The following is a 22,069-nucleotide window of genomic DNA, read 5'->3' on the forward strand; positions in this document are numbered from 1 at the left end:
ATTCGCGACAAACGAGGATCGTTCGACCCATGGCAGTCTTCCTCCCTTTCGTGCCCAACTGGCGTAACGGAATTCGGGATACCTACGATTTCAAGACGGATGTGTTCACCACCCGAAACGGAAGTGAACAACGCCGGGCTTTGCGCATCCAGCCTCGACGCTCAGTCGAAGCCACAATCCTTCTCGACGGCGAGAGGATGCGCGGCTTCGCTGACGCGGTAAACCGGGCGCGTGACGGCAAGGTCGAGATTGCCGATTTCTCGGCGGAGCCTGCGTTGGTGAAGACCACCACGGCGGCCGGCGCGACGGTCCTTTTGATCGAGTCGACGCCTGTTTGGCTGGTCAACGACGGAACCTATGTTCTGATGACCGGGCGCACGGCGGCCAAGGTGCAGGTCGACTTCGTGGACAACGACACGGTCGTCCTCGTCAGCCCGCTGCAAAAGCCAGTTGGTGCAGGTGCCTACCTGCTTCCATATTTGCCTGCGCAACTCGCCAATTCGAACACACTTTCACTCTACACCAACCAGGTCGCTACCGCTCCCGTCAAGTTCGACATCGAACCGGGTTCCGTGGTGCGAACTCCGGACGCTCTGCCGTTTGACGAAAGCGCCGAGGGTGACAGTGTCCAATCCTTCGGTCCTGCCGCCATTCTGTTCGGTAGATACGTCCTCCTGCGAAAGCCGAACTATCTCAATCGACCGCAGGTACAGTTCAACCTCAAATTCGAGAATGTCGACTATTCGCGCGGCGTCGTGAAAACCTTCACGCCTGTTCCTCTCGTCTCCCGAACGCTGACGGCCACCTACATGGCGATGAGCCGCGCGGATGCGATGGCCATCCTCGACATCTTTGTGCGCTGCAAGGGCAGGGCGGGCGAGATTTACGTGCCTACGTGGGGAAGTGATTTCCCTGCCGCGATGAATGTGGCCGACAAGGTGATACAGTTCGCAGGAACTGATTTCTTTGACACCTACAACGATGACCGCGCCCACGCGGCGGTGTTGATCCGGACACGCTCCGGGCAGCTTCTGCCTCGCGAGATTACGCTGATGGCGACCAGCGGCGGTAACACCTTTGTCGAGTTTCATGAGGATATCGGGGTTGCAGCCTCGGAGATCGAGCAGATTTCGTGGATGTTCGTTTCCCGTTTCGCGCAGGACAGCCTGACGATCGAATGGGTGACGAATATCGTCGCGAACATCAGCCTCTCGTTTGTCACGCTCGAAAACCTGGCTGCGGAAAGTTCCTACGGCAGCAACTGGATTCTAGCGACGGGCTATTGGCGCGACCGCGGGCAGTGGGTCGACTCCGCAGTGTGGGAGGACTGAGATGCCTATCGGTCCTGTCGAACCCATCAAGAATGGCGAATCCGGTGCCAGCGTTCGTGCCAAACTCAACCTTCTGCTTCAAGGAGCGATCGACGGCACACTCGGCTCTGTCACACCCGAAGACCTCGACGCCCTGGTCGACACAATCCCTCCAGCCCGGCCGAAGAACTTCGAACTCGATTCAACGTTGGCGCCGTCCAACCTGCTGATCGGGACATGGGCTCCGTCGCTCGAGGAAGACTTCGCATATTACGAGCTTCAACTGAAACAGGGGCTCGGAAGCTGGATCGGCTACCAGACCAGTTCGACCATGTATCAGGTCCCGATGATCCCGAACACGGTATATACCGGTCGCGTCTTTGCGATCGATAAGTCGGGGAACAAGTCGGAGCCGAGCGTCGAGTTCACCCACACGACCGTCGCCGACGAGGTTCCGCCTGCAATGCCTGTGGGTCTTACCGCGAGCGGAGGGATCAATAACACATGGTTGAAGTGGGTTGCGAATAACGAAACTGACTTTGCCCGGTACGAGATATTCGAAGCACTCGAAGAATTTCCGGCGCCCACCGACGAGTCGACTCCCTCTTATACATCTCAGACGAACGCTTTTGTCATCGCGGCGCAGGATCCGGAAATCACGCGCTGGTACTGGGTGCGAGCGGTCGACACGTCGGGGAATAAATCTCCATGGTCAGCGCCGGCCTCTGCAACGACTTCCAAAATCCGGAGCGAAGTTAAGGTAACCTTGGTCGGTATCCTTTTTAAGCCGGGTAATACACCAAACGGGAACCGGCTGACATGGACGGCTGGTCAAATTACTTTTGGGACCGACGGCAGTGTCCCGACCAGCCAGAACATACCGTCCGGATTTGTCGATTTCACCGGTCCGACCCTCTACGTTTATTACGTGCTCGGTGACAACAAGTTCTCCGTCACCACGTCTCTCGTTACAATGTATTCCAAGGATTCAGTCCTGCTCGGCGTCTATCGAGGCGGGAACGACTATCAGTCGGTCGAAGGTAAAGCTTACATCGATGGCGGCACCATCCTGGCGCAGACGATCGGTGCAAACCAATTGGTTGCCGATCAGGCAGTCATCACTGGTGCTGCTCAGATAGCTAATGCAATCATCACGAACGCGCATATTGTCGAACTGAGCGCAGCAAAGCTGATGGCGGGCACAGCGCTTGCCGGCTCCATCACAGTCAGCGGGCATGCGCTTGGTGACGTGGCAGGTTACGCTAATGATCCTGCTGGCCGCATCAATCAGGCGCTGACGCAGATCGATCCCGGTAAAATTCTTATCTCAGGCGGAACCTCGCTCGCGGACTGGCGATCGGGCGGCGACACTACGAAGATCAACGGTGGCAATATCGCCACCAACTCGGTGCGAGCAAACGTTCTCGAGATCGGAGCAAGAGGCGTTACAGCGACCGGAATTGCCTTCTCTGGAAACACTCCAACGTCTAATCGTGTCAGTTGGACTGCAGGAACGATCACATACCTGGACGATGCCGGCACCACAGTTGAGGTTGCTATTTCGGAGAATCCCATCGGCGCGATGTGGACCGACGCCACGATCTATATCTACTGGGCCAAGGGCGCGTCCTCGCTATCATCGACCACGTTGCCGTCGACTGCATTCGCATCGAACAACATCGTTCTCGCGACATATAGGGGTGGGCTTAATCTCAGCACCGATTACGGTCGCACGATTATCGATGGGCAGGGAATCAAGACGGGTACAATTGGTGCTGATCAGATTGCAGCAAACGCTATCCGTGCGCAGCACATCGCGGCTGACGCAATTCAGGCGGGACACCTCCAGGCAGGTATTATCTCGACCGACAAGCTCGCGGCAGGCGCAGTCACCGCCGCAAAGATGAGTGTTGGTTCGCTTTCGGCTATTTCTGCCGTTTTGGGGTACGTCGACATCGGCGATGCAAATATCAGTCGCTTGGTCGTCGGTTCGTCGAATATCGAAACCGGCGCGGTGACAAGAATTGACGCGGGTTCTCGAGGCGGCACGGGAACATTTGACGTGACCGTATTTCACGGCTTCGGTTCGCCAACAGTGCGTCTTGATATCGCCAGCAGGCTAATTTCTGGAGGCACTGTTAACGGCAAGTCTCAGATAGTCACGCAGAATATTTCCAATGGCGGCGAAGTCAGCAATTTCTGCATATTCAATTCCACCAACGATGTCAGCGGGTTCCGTTATGTTGGAAGTGACATTGTTCTCTACACGCCTTCATCAAGCCAAGCTTCAACCACGTTCAGGGTAACTGTATCGGGTGGGGCGTTCATTGGCTCAGTGGATGTGACCACGTTGATTGCATCAACATTTAAGCGCTGAAATCGCCACGGGAATAGAGGTCAAACAAACATGTCGTTCGATGTTCGTGAAAGTAGCCGGTACAGCGGCACACCAGTCTCCCTCTATCTGATCCAGGGTGCGGAGAATTCTGACGAGGGTGGCAACATCGGCCCTTTCGGGTTTAATAACGGTGAAACGATCATCAACCGGAAGATCGGCGTAAATGATCTCGGCCAGGACATCATTCTGCCGTTCTACCCTTGGCCGATCAAAAACAGCGCCATCAGCCACGACGGCACATTGGATAAATCAGATGTCACGATCTCTATGTCACTTGGCAGTGAAATCGACCAGTTGTTTTTGGCATACCCGCCTTCGCAGGTCGTGAACCTGACAATTTTCGAGGGCCATGTCGGCGATCCGGTGACCGAAGAGAACTTCCCTGCGATATGGCTCGGCCGCATTCTCGGAAGCACCTACAAAAAGAACGAGATCGAGCTTTCCTGCCAGCCTGTTTCTACCTCTTTGAAGCGACCGGGACTCCGTCGAAATTATCAGATCGGCTGCCCCCATGTCCTTTACGGTTCTCAGTGCAGGGCAAGTCGCGCCGCCGCGACCGTGACCCGTTCAGTCACAAGCGTTACTCGCAACCGCGTCATGGTGAATGCGTGGTTGGGCGCGCAGTTCGGCCTATACATCGGGGGTCTTCTCGAATGGGTGAACTCAGATACCGGCGTTCGAGAGCTGCGTACTATTGCGAACGTGATTAACGACAGCGGAACAAGCGTGATTGTCGTTCGCGGAATAGCCCGAGGGCTCGCTGCCGGCACCCAACTTTCTGTAATCAGGGGGTGCAATCGGCAAATGAGCGGCTGCAATCAGCACAACAATATTCAGAACTACGGCGGCCAACCATTCATCCCGCTCGAAAATCCCCTTTCCACAAAGAACCAGTTCTACTAGAATTGCTCACTAAACGTGAAACGCGCGAAAAGTGAGCCATGCCTTTTCCTTTCCTCGCATTGTTCCTTCAGCTTCTCGTTGGCATCGGATTGCAGGTGCTCGGCTACATTCTCATGCCGAAGGCCTCAACTGCGCAGCCCGACGAATTGCGGGACATGGACGAGCCGACTGCTGAAAGTCGGCCGATACCGGTTGTGTTCGGGGAACTCGATGTCGCTCCCAATATCCTGTGGTGGGGCGACAAGGCGACGACCAGCAGAAAGGTCTCCGCTTGAGCGATTTTGATCCCATTGTCACGATCAGCGACATGCGACCCTTTTTCTGCGTGAAGGGGGTGCGCAAGGCGTTCGTGGCGGGCGGCGGAGATTTCGGTCACTTTCTTAAGAACGGCATGCCCGCTTCCCAACTGCGCGGCAAGGGCTTCGATGCGCAGCTTGATCGCGTGCTTGAGGCAATTCGTGCGAGGTCGTCCTGATGGGAATGGGCGGCAAGGGCGAAGGCAAAGTTGAAATCTTCGAATACACCATGGGTATTCACATGGGGATTTGCGCCTACGGTGATGGCCTTACCCTTGTTGCCGCGAAGTACAATGACAAGGAGCTTTGGCGTGGCGGGCTGGTGGACGAGACCACGGTTGCCGTGAACCGGCCTGAACTCTTCGGCGATGTGAAAAAGGAAGGGGGCGTCAAAGGCCTCTTGTGGTGGTTGCCCGGTAAGGCGACGCAGGTCATGCCAGAATCGCTTGCGGCGCGCCTTGGGCTTACAAGTGCAACTTGCCCCGGCTTTCGCGGTTTCTCCAGTGTATTTCTCACGGGTATCGCGGACATTTGGGAAGGTGCGTACCAAGGTCTAGTCAATGCGTTGAACAATCAGCCGTCCGCCTTTAAGCGAGGCTTCTATCTAGCAGCAAACAATCCTTATCTACGTGCCTTTTCATTCCGTGTGCGCCGCGCGCCGATTGGTCTCAATCCAGCGCTCGCATTGATTCAGGTCGACAACGACTCTTTCGGAAATCCCCAGTTCGCTGCCAATCCGGCGCACATCATCTACGAATGCCTCACCAACCAGGACTGGGGGATGGGCGAGTCTCCGGGTGTGATCGACAAGGCGTCGTTCGAGGCCGCAGCGCAACTGTTCTACAACGAACGCCTTGGCATGAGCCTCATCTGGACGCGGCAGAGCGAAATTGAACAGTTCATTGGTGAGGTCTGTAACCATGTGCAGGCCGCCGTTTTCGTCAAGCCGTCGACGGGCAAGCACACGATCAAGGCTTTACGCGGCGATTACGATGTCGACCTGCTTCCGGTTATCGACCCGAGCAACGCCGATTTGTCGAGCTTCGCGCGCAAGGCATGGGGTGAACTGGCGAACGAAATCGTCGTCACCATGACGAATGCAGAAACCGGCAAGAGTGAGACGATTACCGTTCAGGATCTCGCCGGCATCGCCGCAGAAGGCGGCATCGTAACCTCTTCGCGGAATTATTATGGCTTCACCTCGAAGGCTGCCGCCCAGTATGTGGCCGAGCGCGACCTTGCAGCCTCTGTCAATCCGATCGCAACCTGTCAGGCGCAGGTCACTCGCCAGTTTTGGGACTCGGTGAGCAGTGACGTGGTCGTTCTATCGTGGCCCGAATATGACATCGAGCGGATCGTCTTCCGTGTTTCGGAGGTCCAGAAGGATAGCAATGTTGTTACGCTCGATCTCTACGAAGACATCTTCGGTCTCGATCTCGCCAGCTACCTCGAGTCTGATGACACCGCGTGGGTAAATCCGTCTCAGCCGCCGACACCTGCCTCCTATTACCAGATTGGTACGGCTCCTGCGTTCATGGCAGCCGCCGCGTTGAAGCTCAACGATCCATCGGAACTGGAATATCCGGAGGCTCTGGCTGCCGTGACCGTCGGCGCCGACAGCGATGATGACGTAAACTACGATCTCGTAACCTATGTCACCGACGTTAACGGTACGACCAAACGTTCGTCGATCGGCACGCGGCCATTCTTCGGCACTTTTGCGCTCACCACTCCGCTCGTTGCCGAGTCGCAGAGCCAGTTGACCACGTTGCCTGGGTTACGCGGCGGCGTTCCGTCGGCTGGCGATTTCATTCTTATCGGAACCGGAAACGACGAAAATACCGAAATCTGCACAGTGCAGACGGCAGATGCGCTCGGATACCTATTGAACCGCGGTATGCTCGACACCGTCCCGAAGCCATGGCCAGTCGGAACACGTTGCTTCATCATCCCGGCCGACTCCATCATGGTCGACCCGACTGTGAGGTCGGTGTTTGAGAGCACTTCCTACTGGCTGCTGACCAGAACGACCGCAGGCGCTCTTCCGCTAGCCGATGCTCCGCAACTGAACATCTCGATCACTCCACGCCCGTATCGCCCCAACCGGCCTGCTAACGTGAAGATCAACGGTGTCGGCTTTGGCGCGGTAGACGCGCGGGCTGCGTCAGAACTGTCGGTCACGTGGTCGAACCGCAACCGCATCCTCGAGTCGACACAGGCTCTCAAATGGAATGAGGCTGATGTTGGCGGCGAAGACGGTCAGACGACGCGCATCGATGTCCGCACGACGACCGGGACGCTGATCGTCAGCTACCCCGGTTTGACCGGCAATAGTTTCAACATCCCGCTCAGCGAACTCGGCACGAACGTCAATTCGACGATCACGGTGTCGGCCGAGCGCGATGGCTATCGTTCCCTCCAGGCACATACGCTGGCGGTCCAAATCACACCTCGTGACGCAATCGGGTTGTCCGGTGACGAGAGCGGATATCTCCGCATGTCGGGCGACGAGAGCGGACGCATTCTACTTTCAGGAGACGCCTGATGGCCGACAAAGAACTTGGGGCATTATCGCCAATCGAAGCGCTGCTTGCGGCGGCGTTGTTTCACACCGTTCAGGAAGGGAACAGTCGGAAGGTCACAGCGCAGCAGATTGCTGATTTTATCAATGGAAACTATCCGGCATTCATTCAGACGCTTCTGTCGGCGCAGGATGCTGATGACGTCTATGCGGCTATCGGCGTGGCACCCGAGGCAGAAACTGCCGCAAACGCCGACAGACTCGGTGGCCACTTGCCTGCTTTCTTCGCCGCCGCACAAGACGTGGCAACAGCGATCGATCAGCTCACGAAAGCTGATGTCGGACTTGAGAATGTCGATAATACCTCCGACTTGAATAAGCCGGTGAGCACAGCACAGCAGAACGCGCTCGATGAAAAGGTTGCCGGTCCCGTCGGAGCCGTAGCTGACGGGGCGTTCATGCAGTTCGACGGAACTGAAGGTCGTAAAGCCAAAGCACTGACACATGCCGCCGCGCTGACCGCACTTAAGGCTGTTGGCGCTTACGCGAAAGACAACATCCTCGGTACTGTGTCGCAGTCGTCAGGCGTCCCGACTGGAGCTATCTTGGAGACTGGAGTGAATGCTAACGGGATTTACAGTAGGTTTGCGAACGGTATCCAAGTCTGTTTTCAACAGTTAGAGCTAAGTTACTTTGACGTCACAGATATGTCTGGAAACTGGACGTACCCCGCTGCATTCAGTGAATTTCCGATAATATCTTTTGCGGAAACTCAGTTCTGGAACAACGCCGTTAGAAGTTACGCAATGAGAACAAGACTTGCAAATAGAGGATCGTCGGGAACAACTATAGTTTCAGGAAATCCAACTAGTAGCAATGTTCCCGGTGATAAATATTATGTGCACATCGGAGCGCATGGAAGGTGGTTCTAAATGATTATTTCTCTTTCCCCACAAAGACGTGACGATCTACTGTCCGTAACCAAGGCAGGTGAAATCCTCTCAATCAATGGTGAAAGTTTTGATTTCTCGAGTTTGCCCGATGGAGCAACAATTCCAGCGGAGACGATCCCATGCGAATTGATCTCCGGCCCGGTCGAGCGGGTAGACGGCGAGTTACACATCACTATCATCCTTCCACATGGGCCGAACCCACCTCACGATATTCTTTTCCCTGCGCCAATAGTAAACCCGCCCGATGGGCGGGTCGTACTGCCAAAAGAGGAGAATGATGATGTGGAAGCCTGATCCGTCGCAAATTATTACGCGTGAACAGAAGAACGCCACCACCGTTGCCGCCTACGAATCCGCTATTCAGAACTTTGTCGACAGCACTGCACGTGAGCGTCAGTTTCGCGACGGCGTGACATTGGCCTCTTATACGGCGTCAACGAAGCCGAACTGGGCAGCCGAAGCACAGGCCTTCGTCGCATGGCGTGATGATGTCTGGTCATACGCTTACGACGAACTCGCCAGGGTCCAGGCAGGGCAACGGCAGCAGCCTACCGTCGAAGAATTCCTCAGCGAGATCACACCGATTTCCTGGCCTTCAGCAGAATAGGGTTCTCATGGCTTCCTACATCGACTCACTGAAACGACAGAACACCTTCCTGCAGTCGGAAATCGAGCGTCATGCGAATGCGTGTGATGCCCTAGCTTCCGAACTGGAACTGGCCAGCCGCCAGCGCGACGCGCTTCAAAAGCAACTTGAGGACATGCTGAACGATCAGGCAGAGCTTCCTTTTGATGCCCAAAATTCCTCATAAAAGTTGTAATTTGGCATGATGTTGTGTATCTCTCATCGGGTCCACATCCGTTCCCGAGGATTAATTCATGACAGCAGTGTCCGTCTCTCAGGTCCGCGCCGCAGCAAAGGGGCGCGTTGACGAAAGCAACCTGAATTCTGTCATGATGGCGCTGTCGAAATACGGCCCAAGTGCCGGTTTGGACCTTCCACACCGAACGGTTCCCTACCTTTCCCAGTTGATGCATGAAAGCGGGTCATTCCGATACGACCGGGAGATTTGGGGCCCGACGCCGGCACAGGAACGCTACGATACCCGAACGGACCTCGGCAACACGCCACAGAAGGACGGCGACGGCTACAAGAACCGCGGTCGCGGCCCGATCCAGGTGACCGGAGCCCGCAACATCCGAGCCTTCTACGAATGGTGCAAACGGAAAGGCTTCAACCCGCCCGACTTCGTGAAAAATCCCGACCTGATCAACACCGATCCGTGGGAAGGTCTGTCGGCGATCTGGTACTGGGACGAGGGTAACCCCGACGGCAAGAGCCTCAATCGCTACGCCGATCGTAACGACCCCGAAATGATTACCCGCCGCATCAATGGCGGCCTGAACGGTTTCGCAGATCGCCTCGACTATTATACGCGTCTCGGCCTCGTCGTGCTCGGGTTCAAGGTCAACGACATCATCGGCCTGCAGAACGCCGCGCAGAAGGCGGGTTACTACAAGGGCAAGCTCGACGCTCTCGATGGTCCGCAGACTCGTGCTGCCATCCACCTCATGCTCGTTGACCTGTCACCGAAATCGCAGGTGGTTGAGGTCAAAGCTGCTCCGGTCGTCGAGGAAAAGCCGGTACCGGTTACGCCGCCGAGCCTCGACGCTCCGTGGTGGAAGTCGAAAGAAGTCATCGTGCCAGTCGTAACGGGTAGCGGTCTTTCCTCCGGTCTGGCAGCCGTCGGCTCGATGCCATGGCAAAACCTCGCTCTGATCCTTCTTGCGTTCGGACTTGCCGGCGCATTCCTGCTTTGGCGCAAGAAGTCTGATGCCAAGGCAGTCTCCGAGCAGGTGCAGGGGATGGCGTGATGGCGGAAGTCAGAACCGATCCGGTAACGGCCACCTATTGCGAAGATATCGAGGACGTAAAAGCTACGGCAGGCGCTTTCGAGTTCTTCGTCGATCGCAATCAGAAGGTAGCGGGGCTGGTTTACTCCTGTCCCTGTGGATGTGGTCGAACCGGCGCGCTGAACTTCCGTCCCCATCTGTCGCCGTCGTGGGAGTGGAATGGCGATCGGGAAAAGCCGACCCTGACACCGAGCGTTCACCATGTTGGTCACTGGCACGGGTTCCTCACCGATGGCGTATGGAGGTCGTGCTGATGTTCGGATTTACCGACTATCTCAAACTGGGTATCGGCGCGGTCGTTGGCGCAGCGCTGATGGCTGTGCCTGCATGCTCATACGGGCAGCTTCGGGAGCGGGATGCCGCTAAGGCCGAGGCAGCGAAAGAAGCTCTCAACCGCATCACAAAAATGGAGAAGAACGATGCTTCGTTCCGGAAACTTCCGTCTCGCGAGCGTTGCCTTGCTATCGTGCGTGATAGCGGGCTGCCAGACAGCACCTGCGATGAACGGTAGCGGATATCAACATGTACGCTTCTCTGATGCTGAAGCTGCACGCCTCGCGTCACAGGATCCGACAGCCGGCCCGGCGATCTACTCCAACAACCGCCAGTGCAGCCAAGATGCTGCCTGCCGCAAATAAGGGCAGGGAGTGAACATGGAACCTGGTTATCATGGCACCGGAATGTGGGTGAGGATACAGCATCGCTTCGGGCCACGGATGATGGAATGGTTCATGGCGGGTCATCTGATCGCCTTCGGGTGGGTCCTGTTACTTCCGTCGCAAACCTTCAATCAGCCAGCTTTCATGGGCTTCAATGAGATTGTCCCGTCAGAGAATTTCCTTGGCTGGATCATGTTCGTTATCGGCTGCCTCCGCATCATCGGGCTGGTGATCAACGGAGCCCGAAAGACGGTCACACCGCAGATCCGGCAGATTTCGGCCGGAGCCGGTTGTTTAGTTTGGGCTGGCATCGCATACGCTTTTGCATCTTCCGGGGTCATCAGTACGTGGATCGCCATCTATCCGCTCTTCGCCATCGGGGAGTTGGTCAATATCCATCGTGCAGCGCATGACCAGGGAGAGGTTCGCAATGGAAAGATTGGCTGAGCTTCCTCCGCTCGCTCTCGTTGTCTTCGGCGCCACGCTGGCGATCATCTTCGCCGTGCGACATCTCGGCATCCTTGCCGGCGCGAAAGCCGCTCCCGAGAAATCCCAAGGCTCGGCGCAGGTTGCTGCCGTTATCGTTGATCCGACTGCGCTGAACAACGCGACCAAGGCGATCGAGGCGCACACCGACGCACTCACTCTTATGACCGAAACGATGAAAGAGACCGGTCGTCACTTTTCACACATGGCGACTGAGATGGATCGCATTCGCGAAGAACTGCGAATTCACCGCGAACTGGCACGCCGCACCTGATTCAGACTGGCGGCTCGTCTGTCAGTCGCTCTAACCTCCATCCTCCCGCGGGCACAGAGGTCGAAAGACGTTCGGCGCGCTGATTGAGCTTGGCAATGGCAATGGCAATGGCAATGGTCTTTGCGTCGCGAAACGAAGTGGCCTCCACCGTCACGCGCCAGCGTCCAGCTTGAAATCTGTACGGTCTGAACTTCTTTTGCTCAACGAAATCGCAGCCGGCTGCGAACGCTTCCCGGCACATCTCTTTGTCACCGCCGATCGTTTCCGACCGCGATTTCCACCATCGCTCGAAATTTCTATCAATGTTTTCCTTTCGCATGTTCCTATTATGTTCTTTCGTTTTGGAGAGTCAATATTCCTGCCAAACCATCGATCGGCGAACCTGGGCGATGAACCACGTGTTTTTCGTAAATGCGCTTCCCACTTTTCGGTTCGATGCTGTAAACAGGCATTTCGAGAGATACCGCGCAGGGAAGTCACATTGGCCGAAAAGACCGGATTGTTTATCAGCTTCGAAGGCGGCGAAGGCGCGGGCAAGTCGACGCAGATTCGCACGCTTGCCGAGGCGCTTCGCGGCCGTGGTTTCGAGGTTGTCGTCACGCGTGAGCCGGGCGGCTCGCCGGGTGCGGAGGCCGTTCGGCATGTTCTCCTCTCTGGTGCGGCAGAGTCCTTCGGGGTGCGCATGGAAGCAATCCTGTTTGCGGCGGCGCGCAACGACCATGTCGAAGAGGTCATTCGCCCAGCGCTTGCGCGCGGCGAGATCGTGCTCTGCGACCGCTTTCTTGATTCCTCGCGTGTCTATCAGGGCACGACCGGCAATCTGGAACCGGATTTCATCGAGACACTGCAACGCATCGCCATTGACGGCGTCGTGCCGGAACTGACGCTGATCTTCGACATCGCCGCCGAAAAGGGTCTCGCCCGCGCCAGAAAGCGCGCGGATGAGGGTGCCACGCCGGACCGCTTCGAAAAAGAGGAAATCGAGACCCACGAGAAGCGTCGTGAGGCCTATCTGGATATTGCGCTCGCCGAGCCGCGTCGTTGCCGGATCGTGAACGCCGACCAGCCGCAGGACAAGGTGACAGAGGATGTCATGTCCTTTGTCGAGCCTTTGCTCGAGCGTGCGGGAAAAGCTGCGGACGCCGCGCATGAGTGAGGTTCAGGGCGTTCTCGACGGCGCGATTGCGCCGCAGCAGAACACGAGGCTTTTCGGGCACGAGGAGGCGGAGGCCTTTCTTGCGCAATCTTATCGCTCCGGCAAAGGCCATCACGCCATTCTGATCGAGGGCCCGGAGGGAATCGGCAAGGCGACGCTCGCCTTTCGTTTCGCCAATCATGTGCTGACCTATCCCGATCCTGCATCCGCGCCGGATTTCCTTGCCGATCCCGATCCGCAATCACTGGTCAGCCGGCAGATCACCGCTGGCGCCTCGCATAACCTGCTGCATCTGACCCGCCCGGTGGACGAAAAGACGGGCCGTGTGAAATCCGCCATTACGGTGGACGAGGTGCGGCGGGCAGGGCACTTCTTTTCGCAGACATCCGGCACGGGCAACTGGCGCATCGTCATCATCGATCCCGCCGACGATCTCAACCGCAACGCCGCGAATGCCATTTTGAAGATACTGGAAGAGCCGCCAAAGCGGGCGATGTTCCTCGTCCTGTCGCACGCGCCGGGGAAATTGCTGCCAACCATCCGCTCGCGCTGCATGCCGCTCAGGCTCCTGCCGCTTTTCGACGCGGCCATGGTGCAATCGCTCGATCATCTCGGCATCAGCCCATCCGGCGAAAAACGCGACGCCCTGCTTGCCGCCTCCAAGGGCAGTGTGGCGCAGGCGCTCAAGCTGCTGAATTACGGCGGCTCGGACATCGTCGAGGCCTTTGCCGAGGTCATGGGCGCCGAAGGGCCGGGCGCGCGCAAGCAGATGCACAAGCTTGCGGAGGTTCTGGCACAGAAAGACGGCGACATCGTCCTCGGGTTCTTCATGGAGCATGTGACCGAAGACCTGATGGCACGAGCGCGGGCTGCGGCAATGGCGGGCGATATCGCGGCGGCGGAGAAACATGCCCGGCTTTCCTCGACGCTCTCTGAACGCATCACCGTGGCGCAGGCCTATAACCTCGACAAGAAGCAGATGGTGCTTTGCATTTTGGAAGATATCCGGGGCGTTTGAGGCCCAGCACGGCACCCAAGATGTAACGAAGAGGTATTTTCTTTCGGAACCTAGGACGGGCTTGTAAACTACAAGTTATGAGTTATCTCTACGCTCAACCAAAAAGGGGAGCGGAAACTTGGCGCAATTTAAAAATCCCGCCGTCAAAGTGTTGAATGATTGTCAATCCGCGCTCGAAGACGTCAGCGTTGCGATAAATGGCCTTCAGGATAAGTCGCTCCGGAAAGCCGTTACGAGAATTAAGGATCTTGTGAGCAGACTCGGCTCGAGCTCGAATAACAATTTCCTGAGCGCCATTCGACGAACTATTGCGGAGACTGAACTGCTGATTGCGCTGCCGAGCTTCTCAGTTTTACGGGACCTTCGAATAGCAGAAATTCCCGTGGCAGCGCGGATGGGTGACTTCCTCAACGGCCTTCTAGTGCTAGAGTAATACTTACATGATCAGATCACATTTTCTTCGACAGACCTGGCGGACGACAATCTCCCCTTTCAAGGACAGACATTCGTCCACTCCATCAGCGCTGCGCTCTCTGATGCTATAAATTCCTTTTCCTTAACGCCGTTCGACGCCGCCAACAGGCAAGCATTCAGCGACCTGGGGTACCAATTAGAACGCGCGATTGAAATCTCTGACCAATTGATAATTGCGGGCAACGAAACCGCTATCGATGTAAATGTGAGGCTTATCGAGGCTCTAGAAGACATCCTAGTGATGTTCGAACCGGTTCTATCGTCGCAAGTGACCTCGTTAGTCAGAGATGCTCGCGACGCGTCTAAACGCTTGATGACGAGTCGAATCCAATCACTCGAAACTGACATACTAGACATTCCACCGGAGCAGTCGCTTGCACCGTACCAATTCACAATCTCTGGCAATCGGTTAACCTTACAGCCACAAGACACCACTCCTAAAAGTGGCGCCGCCGCGATGATAGAGGCTGCGTTGAAAGCGCTGAATGTCTTGGCGGAAGATGTGGACGAAGACCTATCTCAGTCAAACCATCCGAGATTGTTTCGCTCATTTAAGAGACTGCGAGACGCACTGACGGAAAATTCCAGCGTTGTGGAAATTGGGATGCTCTGTGCTTCGTTCGACGCGCAGGTCAACGCTGCATCCGATGAGTTGTCCGACTCCCTACTCGCGCTGCTCACCAGCTTCAGCAAAGGCGTTACAAACTACGCGTCGCAGTTTGAGGAGTGGCAAAGCTTTTCCGACAACGCGGCAGAAGCCAATTTTACGCCTGACGACGGCAAAACTTACGCACAAGTAGCGAGGGAGCTGGCAAATGAACTTGAGCGGCGTCCGGAGGTTGATGACCGTGTGCCGGAGGCGCTGCGACAGGTTGCAGACTGGAACGATCGAGCTTCGACACCGAAATCGCGACTAAGCGTCGGAAGAACAGTCCTGAACATCATTGCCGTATGCTTCTCTGAAGTCTTAGCCAAGCCTACAAAATTAGCTGTCAAAACGATGGGAACGACAATTGCCGTTGGGCTCGGTACCGCGGCAGGCGCGGCAGTAGTCGCAATCGTTCTTAACCAAGCTAATGTACACTTGGCAGAGTTAGCTAAGCCGCCCGAGGCTGCCTGGCTGCGTCCTGCGTCTAAAGTGATAGACGCGCATTTGAAAAAACTGGAAAACCCGTGACGTTCACGACAACGCCTCAGCCATAGCCTGAGCAAAACCGATCTCAACACCTTCCCATTTACCGGCCTCGACCTGCGCCTGTAACACGCGAGAAAGGTGGAGTGGATTTTCTGTGGCAGTCATCACAGAATGGAGATGCGTGAAATATAAGCGACCCGTTTCGCAGTCGGCCTGATAATCATTGGTGCGAACCGGCGTCCATGGGTGCAGGCGGCCTTCGTTAGAGGCGACGAAAGGAAGCTGCTCAAAACTCATTACATTCATTGTTCCACTCTCACATTAAGTCGCTCAGGTCGACGTTTTCACCGATCAAATCTGACAAGTAGGAATTTAATCCTTTTCTTTTAGAATGTGAACATACCGTGAACGAATTTTCAGCAAGTAGTTCATCTGAAAGCAACATTTTTTGGTTGTAATCGTTAACCTCCGGAAACCTGCGCCCCAAAAATTCGACATACTCAGTTTCGGCTTCCATGAGGATACAGTCAAAACCTTCGCGCCTGGCAGCCTCCGCTGTGGTTCCGGAGCCGGCAAATGGATCAAGCACGATGCCGCCCGGTGGGGTGATGTGCCGGATCAGGTTTTGCATCAGGGCGATGGGTTTTACAGTGGGGTGAGCGCCAACGGGTTTACCGTTTTCATCGACCGGCAGCAGGTGGTGGGCTCGATCAGCTTTACCGGCTTTGCCGTTGTAGATGAGAGCCTCCCCACGGTCGTCACCGATCAGGCCAGCAAGCTTTGCGAACTCGTAGTCCTCATCACAGAGCGAGAACTGGTGGAAGAAGCGTGCCGCGGATGTAGCGCCGGTGCCCGGAAACATTTCGACCACTTCCGGAGACCCGTCGAGTATCAGGTTGGAGGGATGTCTGCCGACGGGGTCGTAATTCTCGCGATCCTTGTCGAACTTGCCGTAGACAAGGTTCGTCATAGCTCCGCTTCCGAAATCAGCGTGCTGGTTCTTTTTCTTCGATTCCTCTTCGTCGTCGCTGCCAGCGAAATCGACGCGGCAACCATCGATGTTGACGGCGCCAACGCCGTGTTTCAGGAGGTTTGCGGCGCCGTTCTTTTCACTGAACGGTTTCTGGCCAAGGTAAATGGGTTCGAGCGCTGGCTTCTGCGCTTGAGTTCCGTAAGCCCATCCTTCCCATACCGCCGCTTCATCTGAACCAGGGACATAGGTGCCGGGCTGATATTCCCGCCCGTTGTCCTTGATCCAGCTTCCGTCCCGGTTCTGGTCTGCGCCGGGAATCATACGCTTAACCGGATTGCCAGCAGCGTTGAAATGTCCTTCGACGCCTAAGTGTTTATCGATGGCCTTGTCGGCTGCATGCGCCTTCGGGAAACCGCTGCCAAAGCACCATCCGTGCATCGGGTGCATGATGAAGCCGGCCATCTCCATGGCGCAGGCCTGCCAGTGACCGGTGCGGCTCCCGCTGAAAGCGAAGACATAGCCGCCCGGTAACAGGATGTCGTAAATCAGCTTCCAGAACTCGGGATCACGCTCGATACCTGTTCCATCCCACGCGCGGCCCATGAAGCCGCCAGACAGGCGCGCGAAGCTCCCATCGTTCTTCTCACGACGGGCAGGGGCCGAACCTTCCTTGCCGAAACGCTTCTGGATCGAAACCAGTCCATACGGTGGGTCTGTCACAACAGAATGGACGCGCACGCCCTGTGCAATCAGGCGTCGTAACGAGGCGCGGTTGTCGCCGGGATGCAGCGCGATGCTTGTCATAGGAATACTTTCAGACCAGAAGATCGTCGGATGTGTCGTCGGTCGTTTTGGGGCGCAGAACCTGAAGCAGGATGCGGCGCAGTTTCTCAGACGGAGATGCCTCCGGTACGAGATCGTCGACAACGAAGCTGTTGTGATCGCGACCCATGCTGACAAGGTTGCCGTTTCCACCCATCTTGCTGTTGAAGATGCGGATGGAGTGCCAGTCGCCGTTCGACATGGCGAGGTCGATCAGTTCCTCGAGAGACATTTCCTCGATCATACCAGCAACTCTTCCTCAGACGGTTTGGGAGGTGCAACGAAAGCCGGCATGTCGCGCGTTCGGTGGCTCGGCGGAAGCAGCTTGACCGCCTCGTAGATTGCCTGATCGAGATCGGCGATATGTTGGGTATCGGTTTGCGATGCGTCTTGAGAAATTGCCCACAAGGCGGCGATCGCTTCATAGGCGGCGTCGAGTTGGCCGCGCAGGAAAGCAACTTGGATGTAGTTGTCGCTGGCGGCCATAGTTCACACCAGCAGGTCGTCGGGGTCGACGTTAGAACTCGAGACCTCGAGAACGCCAATATCTGCATCCAAGATACTGAGATCGGCTACATCGACGACTTCGGCAGCCGCACCTGCGCTGTCGAAGCCTTCGAGCTTGCCGGTGGCCGCGTCGAAGATCAGACCGGTTTCAGCAGCCTTGCCACCCGGAAACACACGGTCCAGTTCTTCGAGAAGAGGGGTCTTTTGCAGCACGAGCGTAATTGCCTCGCCGCCGATGGTTACGATGGTGAAGGGGCTACCCTTCGTCTTGCGGATAGCACCGCGCAGTTCGCCAAGTTTCATTTGTCGTCTCCGTTGTTGGGATCAGGGGTCGAGTGTGATCATGCCGAGCGCGGCGAGGTAGGTGTCGAGGATCATTTCCTCTTCGGCGAGTTCGTCAGCATCGCGTTTTCGACGGGCGATGATTTTGCGGATCGCTTTGGTGTCGTAACCGCGACCCTTGGCCTCGCCGTAGACATCTTTGATGTCACCCTGGATCGCTTTCTTTTCCTCTTCGAGCCGCTCAATCCTCTCGATGATCTGACGCAATTCTGCGGAAGCGACAGTCTCGCCGCTGTTGTGTCCGATAGACATTTCGACTCCTAATTATTGAAAGTCACGCTAAACGTGAAATAATGACGCGTCAAGTTGGGTTACGTGGCAACCACGTATTCCATCGAACCGAGACACTTGAATTCGTCGCTCGTTTCGTCCATCGACGCAGCAGTGTACGGGGCAACGCCCTGAGGATACTTCTCGAACATCTCGTCAACAACACGCTGAAGCTCGAAACGAAGTGCTTCCAGGTTCGCTTTTGGCGGCCGGTCGTCGTTCAACTGCTGCTGGATCATCGCGTCGCGCAGAACCACGAGGCTGCTGATCGCCTTGGTGATGTGGGACAGCTTGCTGTCATCGTCGATGTCTTCGCCTTCCCACCACTGCATGATGTGGCCCATCGCAGCGTCGACATAGACCGAAGCTTTGACGCCTGAAACCCGGTAGTTATGCCGGCCGTATTTGGCCGCGCCTTCCAGCATGGCGACGCCGACTTCACACATGACGGTCATCGGGACGGTGGTGAACTGGCGCCACTTCTTGATGCCGATGCCGTCTTTAGGGTTTGTTTCTTTCGTGCTCATGGTCGGGCCTCCTCCGCCAGGGAAGTCCGGACGCGGTCATACGCCTCCCACGCGGATTCGTTATGGACGGGCTGAACATCGTGCTCGACGCCATCATGCATGCGGACGGTGACGTAGCCAGCGTCGTACTTGCACAGGATGCTCTGAACGTATCGGGGGTTGATGCTCGCGGCTTTGGTGATCTCGATGAGTGCCATGGAAATCACCACTTCTTGCCGTTTGCAGCAAGCCTGGCCTCATTCTTGTGATCGGCACGAACAGCATTGTATGCGCGCTTTTCGGTCACTGCGCCGTCGACATCGTAACCGAATTTGGCAGCGTAAGCGTCGATCGTTGCGAGGACGCGTGTGATCTCGATGCCAACGCGAACGTGCCAGTTGGAATCGATCAGGTTCCCGACGCCTGTGACAAGGCGGGTGATCGCGAACAGCGCCTCGGCGCGGTTGTCGCTGATATCGATGGCGAGTCCTTCCGGATGGACGAGCTTGTATCCGCAACCGCCAGCGAAATCGAAGAGTCTGATCTTGGCGTCGGCCAGTTCCACTTCCGCCATTTTGCGGTGGGGCAGGTGGTCATCCAGCAGGTCTTTCCGCTCGCCTTCCATGGCTTCGGAAAGTTCGCTGACGACGAGCATCAGCATTTCACCCTTGTTGCGATCGAGGCGCTCGCCTGTTGCCGGGTGACGCCACCAGTGGGCATTGGAAGCGTGGATTTCGGCGGCGAGGATGTTTAAGTCTGTCATTTCCACTGGTTCCTCATCTTACGTTTGTTGCTGCGTCGCCCGAGATGGAAGAAGCCGCAGAATTTGCATTTGTAGGGTGACGCTTTCGGATATCGCTTGCGAACCGAGGCAACGACGTTCCCGGTGAACTTCTCTTTCCCCTGACACGCAGACTCCCAAGTCGTGTCCTTGCTTTCCCTCATAATTGCACCCTAAAAGTGAAAGTCAAGATAAAAGTGAAACGATTGGCCGCAGATCATCGATCCATGTGACGAGAGGGTCGCCCGGTGTCTCATGGGATCGATTGTGAGATCGTCGAACCATGAAGGTCTTGTGGCCGCAGTCGTGTCCAGAGACAGCATGGTTGTAGTTATCTTCGATCCAGACGCCGCGCTCAAGGATACCAAGCCACTTCTTTTTGCTCTCACCGAGAGGAAGGCAGATCACCTGCTCGAAGATGTCGCCGAATATCAGATCGAGGTTGATCCTCCGCCTGGCGACGACGAGGGGATTGTCTGAGCAACTGGTAAGGACTGTCAACCTGTGACCCATCTCCTTGAGGGCGGTCACGTTTTCGATAGCGTGAGGGCAGGCATCGAGATTGGCAAACTGCGAGCTGTTGTTGAAACCGGCGACCATTTCGCGCGAGGCTGCCGGCGTCAGGCCGAGCCAGCCGCTCATGTCCCACGAATCCGGCAATCCGTCGATGGGTCGGTTCTCGACGGCTGAAACAAACCGTTTGAACGCGCCGAGCCAGTCTAAGAGCACGTCGTCGCAATCGAGGATGATGTGAAGGTTTCGGTTCTGGCGATGGAAGTCGATCATGCCTGCAACTCCAGTTGACGGCGAAGCTGGCGGAAGCCGACGAAGTTGCCGTGTTCCCAAGGGTGATCCCACTCGCTGATCTGAATATTACCGCCACGGTCGTCCGCCTGTGCGACATGTTCGAACGGGCTGGCGTGGAAGGGCTTGCTGTGCAGCTTGTCGTAGATCGCCGTGGCGCGTTCGAGCGTCATGTCGAATCCGTCCGTTGTCTTGTAAGACGTGCTGGCGCAACGGGCGACGGAGAGTTTGATTAGCGCAGAGATTTCGGATTCACCCCACAGCTCTTGCCACGTTGTGCCCGTAGCTTCCTTGACGATTTCAGACTTCTCCCATTCGCTGATGAACGGCAAATGCCACTGTCCCGGATGCAAATCCTGAACTGTCGACTCGTCGTTTATGCACTTCCGTACTTCGCGAGCGAGCATCTGGATGTGCGGTTCAGCATCGCGGTGGTCCCGCAATTCAAGGAAGTTATTCCACTCGGTCGAGGATACGAGGACGGTGATGTGGAGGAACGGTTCGAGCAGGCGATTGACCACCTGCTTGTGGTAGCCGGCATCATCAAAAGCACGGGCGATTTCGATCGCATTGTCACGAGCACGGAACCATGCTTGCATCCGCGTAAAATCGTACAGACCGTCTTCGCGCTCTCCCGGACCTTGTTGATGCTCATAAAGCTCTATCGGAGCATCGCATTCCTGATCGGCCTGCATACCCTTCTGCGCGGCACCCCAGTGTATCGGCATGGCGGTGTCGGCGAGAATATCATCGATCATCTTCTTGACCGGAATAGCGCGGCTGCTGGCGGCATTCCGGCTCAACGCTCGATGGGTCAACATTTCAGCATGGATGAAGCGCGGATAACGCAGCAAGAGCGTCGAGAGCACCTTATGGGGTGCCGAAGCGTTGCGCGAACGCAAGATAGTTTTAGCAGAGATTGTGGTCACGGAGCTTCTCCAAAAAATCAATATCAGTCATATCGCGCTTCGCGGAATTGCAGGCGTGACATGCCATCGTGAGGTTCTGTGATGAGTGGGTTCCACCTTTAGAAAGTGGGATGCGGTGATCAGCAGTGCGCGAATTTTCAGGAGTATTTCGCCGGCAGTAGGTGCAGGTTTCTTCGCCGTACAATCGCTCGAGAAATGCTGGCGTCACAGTCCCGTCTGAATGGGCTTTCAGAACGCGATTTCGATTGAACTGGTGAATTCGGTGCTGCGATTTCCATTTTGGTGACTTTCGATATTTTTTGCGAACCCTTGCGGTGGACGTCGCGTACCGACCCTTGCGAAGGTGTTTCGTGCAGTCTCGACAATAAGCGGAGACACCGGCAAGCCCGCGTTTTGAGCTATAGAATTGCTCGTGAAGCTTCTCGATCCGACAAATTCGGCACTCTTTGGTGGTTTCGGAACATTGAAACGTTTGGCGTTCAAGCGCACCGCGGGCACGCCTGCGAGCCTTCTCGTGTGCCGCAACACAACTTCTGCACCACGAACCTCGATACACCCGACCGTTTGTTCGTTTAGATCTCGGAAACAGAGCGTCATCTTTAGCTTCGAGACACCTCGTGCAGGTTGCCACGATGCAA

The 22,069-nt window shown here is 56.3% G+C and carries 31 protein-coding genes; 18 read left to right on the plus strand and 13 right to left on the minus strand.

Annotation, left to right across the window (positions count from 1 at the left end; translation table 11 throughout):
* Positions 1-29: 29 nt before the first annotated feature.
* The 15 genes from ACQZ5F_RS04085 (at position 30) to ACQZ5F_RS04155 (ending at position 11,714) form a co-directional block, all read left to right on the plus strand.
* Positions 30-1,331, plus strand: a complete 1,302-nt coding sequence (locus ACQZ5F_RS04085; protein ID WP_448731183.1) for a hypothetical protein — start codon at positions 30-32, stop codon at positions 1,329-1,331.
* 1 nt (position 1,332) lies between these two features.
* Positions 1,333-3,687, plus strand: a complete 2,355-nt coding sequence (locus ACQZ5F_RS04090) for a hypothetical protein (protein WP_448731184.1) — start codon at positions 1,333-1,335, stop codon at positions 3,685-3,687.
* Between the two features lie 30 nt (positions 3,688-3,717).
* Entirely contained in the window at positions 3,718-4,611 is an 894-nt protein-coding gene (locus ACQZ5F_RS04095) for a phage BR0599 family protein (RefSeq protein WP_448731185.1), read from the plus strand.
* A 38-nt stretch (positions 4,612-4,649) separates the two neighbouring features.
* The gene (locus tag ACQZ5F_RS04100; RefSeq protein ID WP_187772384.1) at positions 4,650-4,886 is read left to right on the plus strand and encodes a hypothetical protein; all 237 of its coding nucleotides are present in this window, start codon (positions 4,650-4,652) and stop codon (positions 4,884-4,886) included.
* On the plus strand, positions 4,883-5,086 hold the full coding sequence (locus ACQZ5F_RS04105; RefSeq protein WP_448731186.1) for a hypothetical protein: 204 nt from the start codon (positions 4,883-4,885) through the stop codon (positions 5,084-5,086). Before ACQZ5F_RS04100 ends, ACQZ5F_RS04105 begins: the two co-directional genes overlap by 4 nt.
* Complete coding sequence (locus ACQZ5F_RS04110) at positions 5,086-7,452, plus strand: phage tail protein (protein WP_448731187.1); 2,367 nt, start codon at positions 5,086-5,088, stop codon at positions 7,450-7,452. The genes ACQZ5F_RS04105 and ACQZ5F_RS04110 overlap by 1 nt, the downstream gene beginning before the upstream one ends.
* Positions 7,452-8,360, plus strand: a complete 909-nt coding sequence (locus ACQZ5F_RS04115) for a hypothetical protein (RefSeq protein ID WP_448731188.1) — start codon at positions 7,452-7,454, stop codon at positions 8,358-8,360. The genes ACQZ5F_RS04110 and ACQZ5F_RS04115 overlap by 1 nt, the downstream gene beginning before the upstream one ends.
* Positions 8,361-8,675, plus strand: a complete 315-nt coding sequence (locus tag ACQZ5F_RS04120; protein ID WP_448731189.1) for a hypothetical protein — start codon at positions 8,361-8,363, stop codon at positions 8,673-8,675. It begins immediately after the preceding gene.
* On the plus strand, positions 8,656-8,988 hold the full coding sequence (locus ACQZ5F_RS04125) for a hypothetical protein (RefSeq protein WP_448739312.1): 333 nt from the start codon (positions 8,656-8,658) through the stop codon (positions 8,986-8,988). Before ACQZ5F_RS04120 ends, ACQZ5F_RS04125 begins: the two co-directional genes overlap by 20 nt.
* 7 nt (positions 8,989-8,995) lie before the next feature.
* The gene (locus tag ACQZ5F_RS04130; protein WP_448731191.1) at positions 8,996-9,193 is read left to right on the plus strand and encodes a hypothetical protein; all 198 of its coding nucleotides are present in this window, start codon (positions 8,996-8,998) and stop codon (positions 9,191-9,193) included.
* Between the two features lie 67 nt (positions 9,194-9,260).
* Positions 9,261-10,256, plus strand: a complete 996-nt coding sequence (locus ACQZ5F_RS04135; RefSeq protein WP_448731192.1) for a glycoside hydrolase family 19 protein — start codon at positions 9,261-9,263, stop codon at positions 10,254-10,256.
* The gene (locus ACQZ5F_RS04140; RefSeq protein ID WP_448731193.1) at positions 10,256-10,549 is read left to right on the plus strand and encodes a DUF6527 family protein; all 294 of its coding nucleotides are present in this window, start codon (positions 10,256-10,258) and stop codon (positions 10,547-10,549) included. The genes ACQZ5F_RS04135 and ACQZ5F_RS04140 overlap by 1 nt, the downstream gene beginning before the upstream one ends.
* On the plus strand, positions 10,549-10,806 hold the full coding sequence (locus ACQZ5F_RS04145; protein WP_448731194.1) for a hypothetical protein: 258 nt from the start codon (positions 10,549-10,551) through the stop codon (positions 10,804-10,806). Before ACQZ5F_RS04140 ends, ACQZ5F_RS04145 begins: the two co-directional genes overlap by 1 nt.
* 142 nt (positions 10,807-10,948) lie before the next feature.
* Positions 10,949-11,401, plus strand: coding sequence for a hypothetical protein (locus ACQZ5F_RS04150; protein WP_448731195.1), 453 nt, complete (start codon positions 10,949-10,951; stop codon positions 11,399-11,401).
* Positions 11,385-11,714, plus strand: coding sequence for a hypothetical protein (locus tag ACQZ5F_RS04155; RefSeq protein ID WP_448731196.1), 330 nt, complete (start codon positions 11,385-11,387; stop codon positions 11,712-11,714). The genes ACQZ5F_RS04150 and ACQZ5F_RS04155 overlap by 17 nt, the downstream gene beginning before the upstream one ends.
* A 1-nt stretch (position 11,715) precedes the next feature.
* Here ACQZ5F_RS04155 and ACQZ5F_RS04160 read toward each other — a convergent pair whose 3' ends face one another.
* Complete coding sequence (locus tag ACQZ5F_RS04160; protein ID WP_448731197.1) at positions 11,716-12,033, minus strand: hypothetical protein; 318 nt, start codon at positions 12,031-12,033, stop codon at positions 11,716-11,718.
* Positions 12,034-12,195: 162 nt separating this feature from the next.
* Here ACQZ5F_RS04160 and tmk point away from each other — a divergent pair, with 162 nt between their 5' ends.
* From tmk to ACQZ5F_RS04175, 3 genes are all read left to right on the plus strand, one after another.
* Positions 12,196-12,870 (plus strand): dTMP kinase, encoded by a 675-nt coding sequence (gene tmk, locus ACQZ5F_RS04165; RefSeq protein WP_448731198.1) that lies wholly within the window; start codon positions 12,196-12,198, stop codon positions 12,868-12,870.
* Positions 12,863-13,888 carry a DNA polymerase III subunit delta' gene (locus tag ACQZ5F_RS04170; protein ID WP_448731199.1) on the plus strand — a complete coding sequence of 342 codons (1,026 nt, stop codon included), beginning with the start codon at positions 12,863-12,865 and terminating at the stop codon, positions 13,886-13,888. Before tmk ends, ACQZ5F_RS04170 begins: the two co-directional genes overlap by 8 nt.
* A gap of 715 nt (positions 13,889-14,603) precedes the next feature.
* Positions 14,604-15,539 (plus strand): hypothetical protein, encoded by a 936-nt coding sequence (locus ACQZ5F_RS04175; RefSeq protein WP_448731200.1) that lies wholly within the window; start codon positions 14,604-14,606, stop codon positions 15,537-15,539.
* Between the two features lie 3 nt (positions 15,540-15,542).
* On the opposite strand, the gene ACQZ5F_RS04180 is transcribed toward ACQZ5F_RS04175, so the two are convergent.
* From ACQZ5F_RS04180 to ACQZ5F_RS04235, 12 genes are all read right to left on the minus strand, one after another.
* A complete protein-coding gene (locus ACQZ5F_RS04180) occupies positions 15,543-15,803 on the minus strand; it encodes a hypothetical protein (RefSeq protein ID WP_448731201.1) in 261 nt (86 codons plus the stop codon).
* A gap of 10 nt (positions 15,804-15,813) precedes the next feature.
* Positions 15,814-17,274 carry a DNA methyltransferase gene (locus ACQZ5F_RS04185; protein WP_448731202.1) on the minus strand — a complete coding sequence of 487 codons (1,461 nt, stop codon included), beginning with the start codon at positions 17,272-17,274 and terminating at the stop codon, positions 15,814-15,816.
* Positions 17,275-17,284: 10 nt separating this feature from the next.
* Positions 17,285-17,536, minus strand: a complete 252-nt coding sequence (locus ACQZ5F_RS04190; RefSeq protein WP_448731203.1) for a hypothetical protein — start codon at positions 17,534-17,536, stop codon at positions 17,285-17,287.
* Entirely contained in the window at positions 17,533-17,778 is a 246-nt protein-coding gene (locus ACQZ5F_RS04195) for a hypothetical protein (protein ID WP_448731204.1), read from the minus strand. Before ACQZ5F_RS04195 ends, ACQZ5F_RS04190 begins: the two co-directional genes overlap by 4 nt.
* Positions 17,779-17,781: 3 nt before the next feature.
* Positions 17,782-18,102, minus strand: coding sequence for a hypothetical protein (locus ACQZ5F_RS04200; protein WP_448731205.1), 321 nt, complete (start codon positions 18,100-18,102; stop codon positions 17,782-17,784).
* Positions 18,103-18,123: 21 nt separating this feature from the next.
* A complete protein-coding gene (locus ACQZ5F_RS04205; RefSeq protein ID WP_448731206.1) occupies positions 18,124-18,393 on the minus strand; it encodes a DUF2312 domain-containing protein in 270 nt (89 codons plus the stop codon).
* Between the two features lie 59 nt (positions 18,394-18,452).
* Positions 18,453-18,938 carry a dATP/dGTP diphosphohydrolase domain-containing protein gene (locus ACQZ5F_RS04210; protein WP_448731207.1) on the minus strand — a complete coding sequence of 162 codons (486 nt, stop codon included), beginning with the start codon at positions 18,936-18,938 and terminating at the stop codon, positions 18,453-18,455.
* Positions 18,935-19,135 carry a hypothetical protein gene (locus ACQZ5F_RS04215; protein ID WP_448731208.1) on the minus strand — a complete coding sequence of 67 codons (201 nt, stop codon included), beginning with the start codon at positions 19,133-19,135 and terminating at the stop codon, positions 18,935-18,937. The genes ACQZ5F_RS04210 and ACQZ5F_RS04215 overlap by 4 nt, the downstream gene beginning before the upstream one ends.
* Before the next feature lie 5 nt (positions 19,136-19,140).
* Positions 19,141-19,680 (minus strand): hypothetical protein, encoded by a 540-nt coding sequence (locus ACQZ5F_RS04220; protein ID WP_448731209.1) that lies wholly within the window; start codon positions 19,678-19,680, stop codon positions 19,141-19,143.
* 204 nt (positions 19,681-19,884) lie between these two features.
* Entirely contained in the window at positions 19,885-20,484 is a 600-nt protein-coding gene (locus ACQZ5F_RS04225) for a hypothetical protein (protein WP_448731210.1), read from the minus strand.
* Complete coding sequence (locus ACQZ5F_RS04230) at positions 20,481-21,431, minus strand: hypothetical protein (protein WP_448731211.1); 951 nt, start codon at positions 21,429-21,431, stop codon at positions 20,481-20,483. The genes ACQZ5F_RS04225 and ACQZ5F_RS04230 overlap by 4 nt, the downstream gene beginning before the upstream one ends.
* Complete coding sequence (locus tag ACQZ5F_RS04235; protein ID WP_448731212.1) at positions 21,412-22,062, minus strand: HNH endonuclease; 651 nt, start codon at positions 22,060-22,062, stop codon at positions 21,412-21,414. The genes ACQZ5F_RS04230 and ACQZ5F_RS04235 overlap by 20 nt, the downstream gene beginning before the upstream one ends.
* Between the last annotated feature and the right edge of the window lie 7 nt (positions 22,063-22,069).

The sequence above is a fragment of the Agrobacterium sp. 22-210-1 genome (genome assembly GCF_053522525.1).

Bases quoted from the DNA above. Each gene is read 5' to 3' on its own strand.
- ACQZ5F_RS04085 (WP_448731183.1), top strand. From the start codon at position 30: ATGGCAGTCTTCCTCCCTTTCGTGCCCAACTGGCGTAACGGAATTCGG.
- ACQZ5F_RS04090 (WP_448731184.1), top strand. From the start codon at position 1,333: ATGCCTATCGGTCCTGTCGAACCCATCAAGAATGGCGAATCCGGTGCC.
- ACQZ5F_RS04095 (WP_448731185.1), top strand. From the start codon at position 3,718: ATGTCGTTCGATGTTCGTGAAAGTAGCCGGTACAGCGGCACACCAGTC.
- ACQZ5F_RS04100 (WP_187772384.1), top strand. From the start codon at position 4,650: ATGCCTTTTCCTTTCCTCGCATTGTTCCTTCAGCTTCTCGTTGGCATC.
- ACQZ5F_RS04110 (WP_448731187.1), top strand. From the start codon at position 5,086: ATGGGAATGGGCGGCAAGGGCGAAGGCAAAGTTGAAATCTTCGAATAC.
- ACQZ5F_RS04115 (WP_448731188.1), top strand. From the start codon at position 7,452: ATGGCCGACAAAGAACTTGGGGCATTATCGCCAATCGAAGCGCTGCTT.
- ACQZ5F_RS04120 (WP_448731189.1), top strand. From the start codon at position 8,361: ATGATTATTTCTCTTTCCCCACAAAGACGTGACGATCTACTGTCCGTA.
- ACQZ5F_RS04125 (WP_448739312.1), top strand. From the start codon at position 8,656: ATGATGATGTGGAAGCCTGATCCGTCGCAAATTATTACGCGTGAACAG.
- ACQZ5F_RS04130 (WP_448731191.1), top strand. From the start codon at position 8,996: ATGGCTTCCTACATCGACTCACTGAAACGACAGAACACCTTCCTGCAG.
- ACQZ5F_RS04135 (WP_448731192.1), top strand. From the start codon at position 9,261: ATGACAGCAGTGTCCGTCTCTCAGGTCCGCGCCGCAGCAAAGGGGCGC.
- ACQZ5F_RS04140 (WP_448731193.1), top strand. From the start codon at position 10,256: ATGGCGGAAGTCAGAACCGATCCGGTAACGGCCACCTATTGCGAAGAT.
- ACQZ5F_RS04145 (WP_448731194.1), top strand. From the start codon at position 10,549: ATGTTCGGATTTACCGACTATCTCAAACTGGGTATCGGCGCGGTCGTT.
- ACQZ5F_RS04150 (WP_448731195.1), top strand. From the start codon at position 10,949: ATGGAACCTGGTTATCATGGCACCGGAATGTGGGTGAGGATACAGCAT.
- ACQZ5F_RS04155 (WP_448731196.1), top strand. From the start codon at position 11,385: ATGGAAAGATTGGCTGAGCTTCCTCCGCTCGCTCTCGTTGTCTTCGGC.
- ACQZ5F_RS04160 (WP_448731197.1), bottom strand. From the start codon at position 12,033: ATGCGAAAGGAAAACATTGATAGAAATTTCGAGCGATGGTGGAAATCG.
- ACQZ5F_RS04170 (WP_448731199.1), top strand. From the start codon at position 12,863: ATGAGTGAGGTTCAGGGCGTTCTCGACGGCGCGATTGCGCCGCAGCAG.
- ACQZ5F_RS04175 (WP_448731200.1), top strand. From the start codon at position 14,604: ATGTTCGAACCGGTTCTATCGTCGCAAGTGACCTCGTTAGTCAGAGAT.
- ACQZ5F_RS04180 (WP_448731201.1), bottom strand. From the start codon at position 15,803: ATGAATGTAATGAGTTTTGAGCAGCTTCCTTTCGTCGCCTCTAACGAA.
- ACQZ5F_RS04185 (WP_448731202.1), bottom strand. From the start codon at position 17,274: ATGACAAGCATCGCGCTGCATCCCGGCGACAACCGCGCCTCGTTACGA.
- ACQZ5F_RS04190 (WP_448731203.1), bottom strand. From the start codon at position 17,536: ATGATCGAGGAAATGTCTCTCGAGGAACTGATCGACCTCGCCATGTCG.
- ACQZ5F_RS04195 (WP_448731204.1), bottom strand. From the start codon at position 17,778: ATGGCCGCCAGCGACAACTACATCCAAGTTGCTTTCCTGCGCGGCCAA.
- ACQZ5F_RS04200 (WP_448731205.1), bottom strand. From the start codon at position 18,102: ATGAAACTTGGCGAACTGCGCGGTGCTATCCGCAAGACGAAGGGTAGC.
- ACQZ5F_RS04205 (WP_448731206.1), bottom strand. From the start codon at position 18,393: ATGTCTATCGGACACAACAGCGGCGAGACTGTCGCTTCCGCAGAATTG.
- ACQZ5F_RS04210 (WP_448731207.1), bottom strand. From the start codon at position 18,938: ATGAGCACGAAAGAAACAAACCCTAAAGACGGCATCGGCATCAAGAAG.
- ACQZ5F_RS04215 (WP_448731208.1), bottom strand. From the start codon at position 19,135: ATGGCACTCATCGAGATCACCAAAGCCGCGAGCATCAACCCCCGATAC.
- ACQZ5F_RS04220 (WP_448731209.1), bottom strand. From the start codon at position 19,680: ATGACAGACTTAAACATCCTCGCCGCCGAAATCCACGCTTCCAATGCC.
- ACQZ5F_RS04225 (WP_448731210.1), bottom strand. From the start codon at position 20,484: ATGATCGACTTCCATCGCCAGAACCGAAACCTTCACATCATCCTCGAT.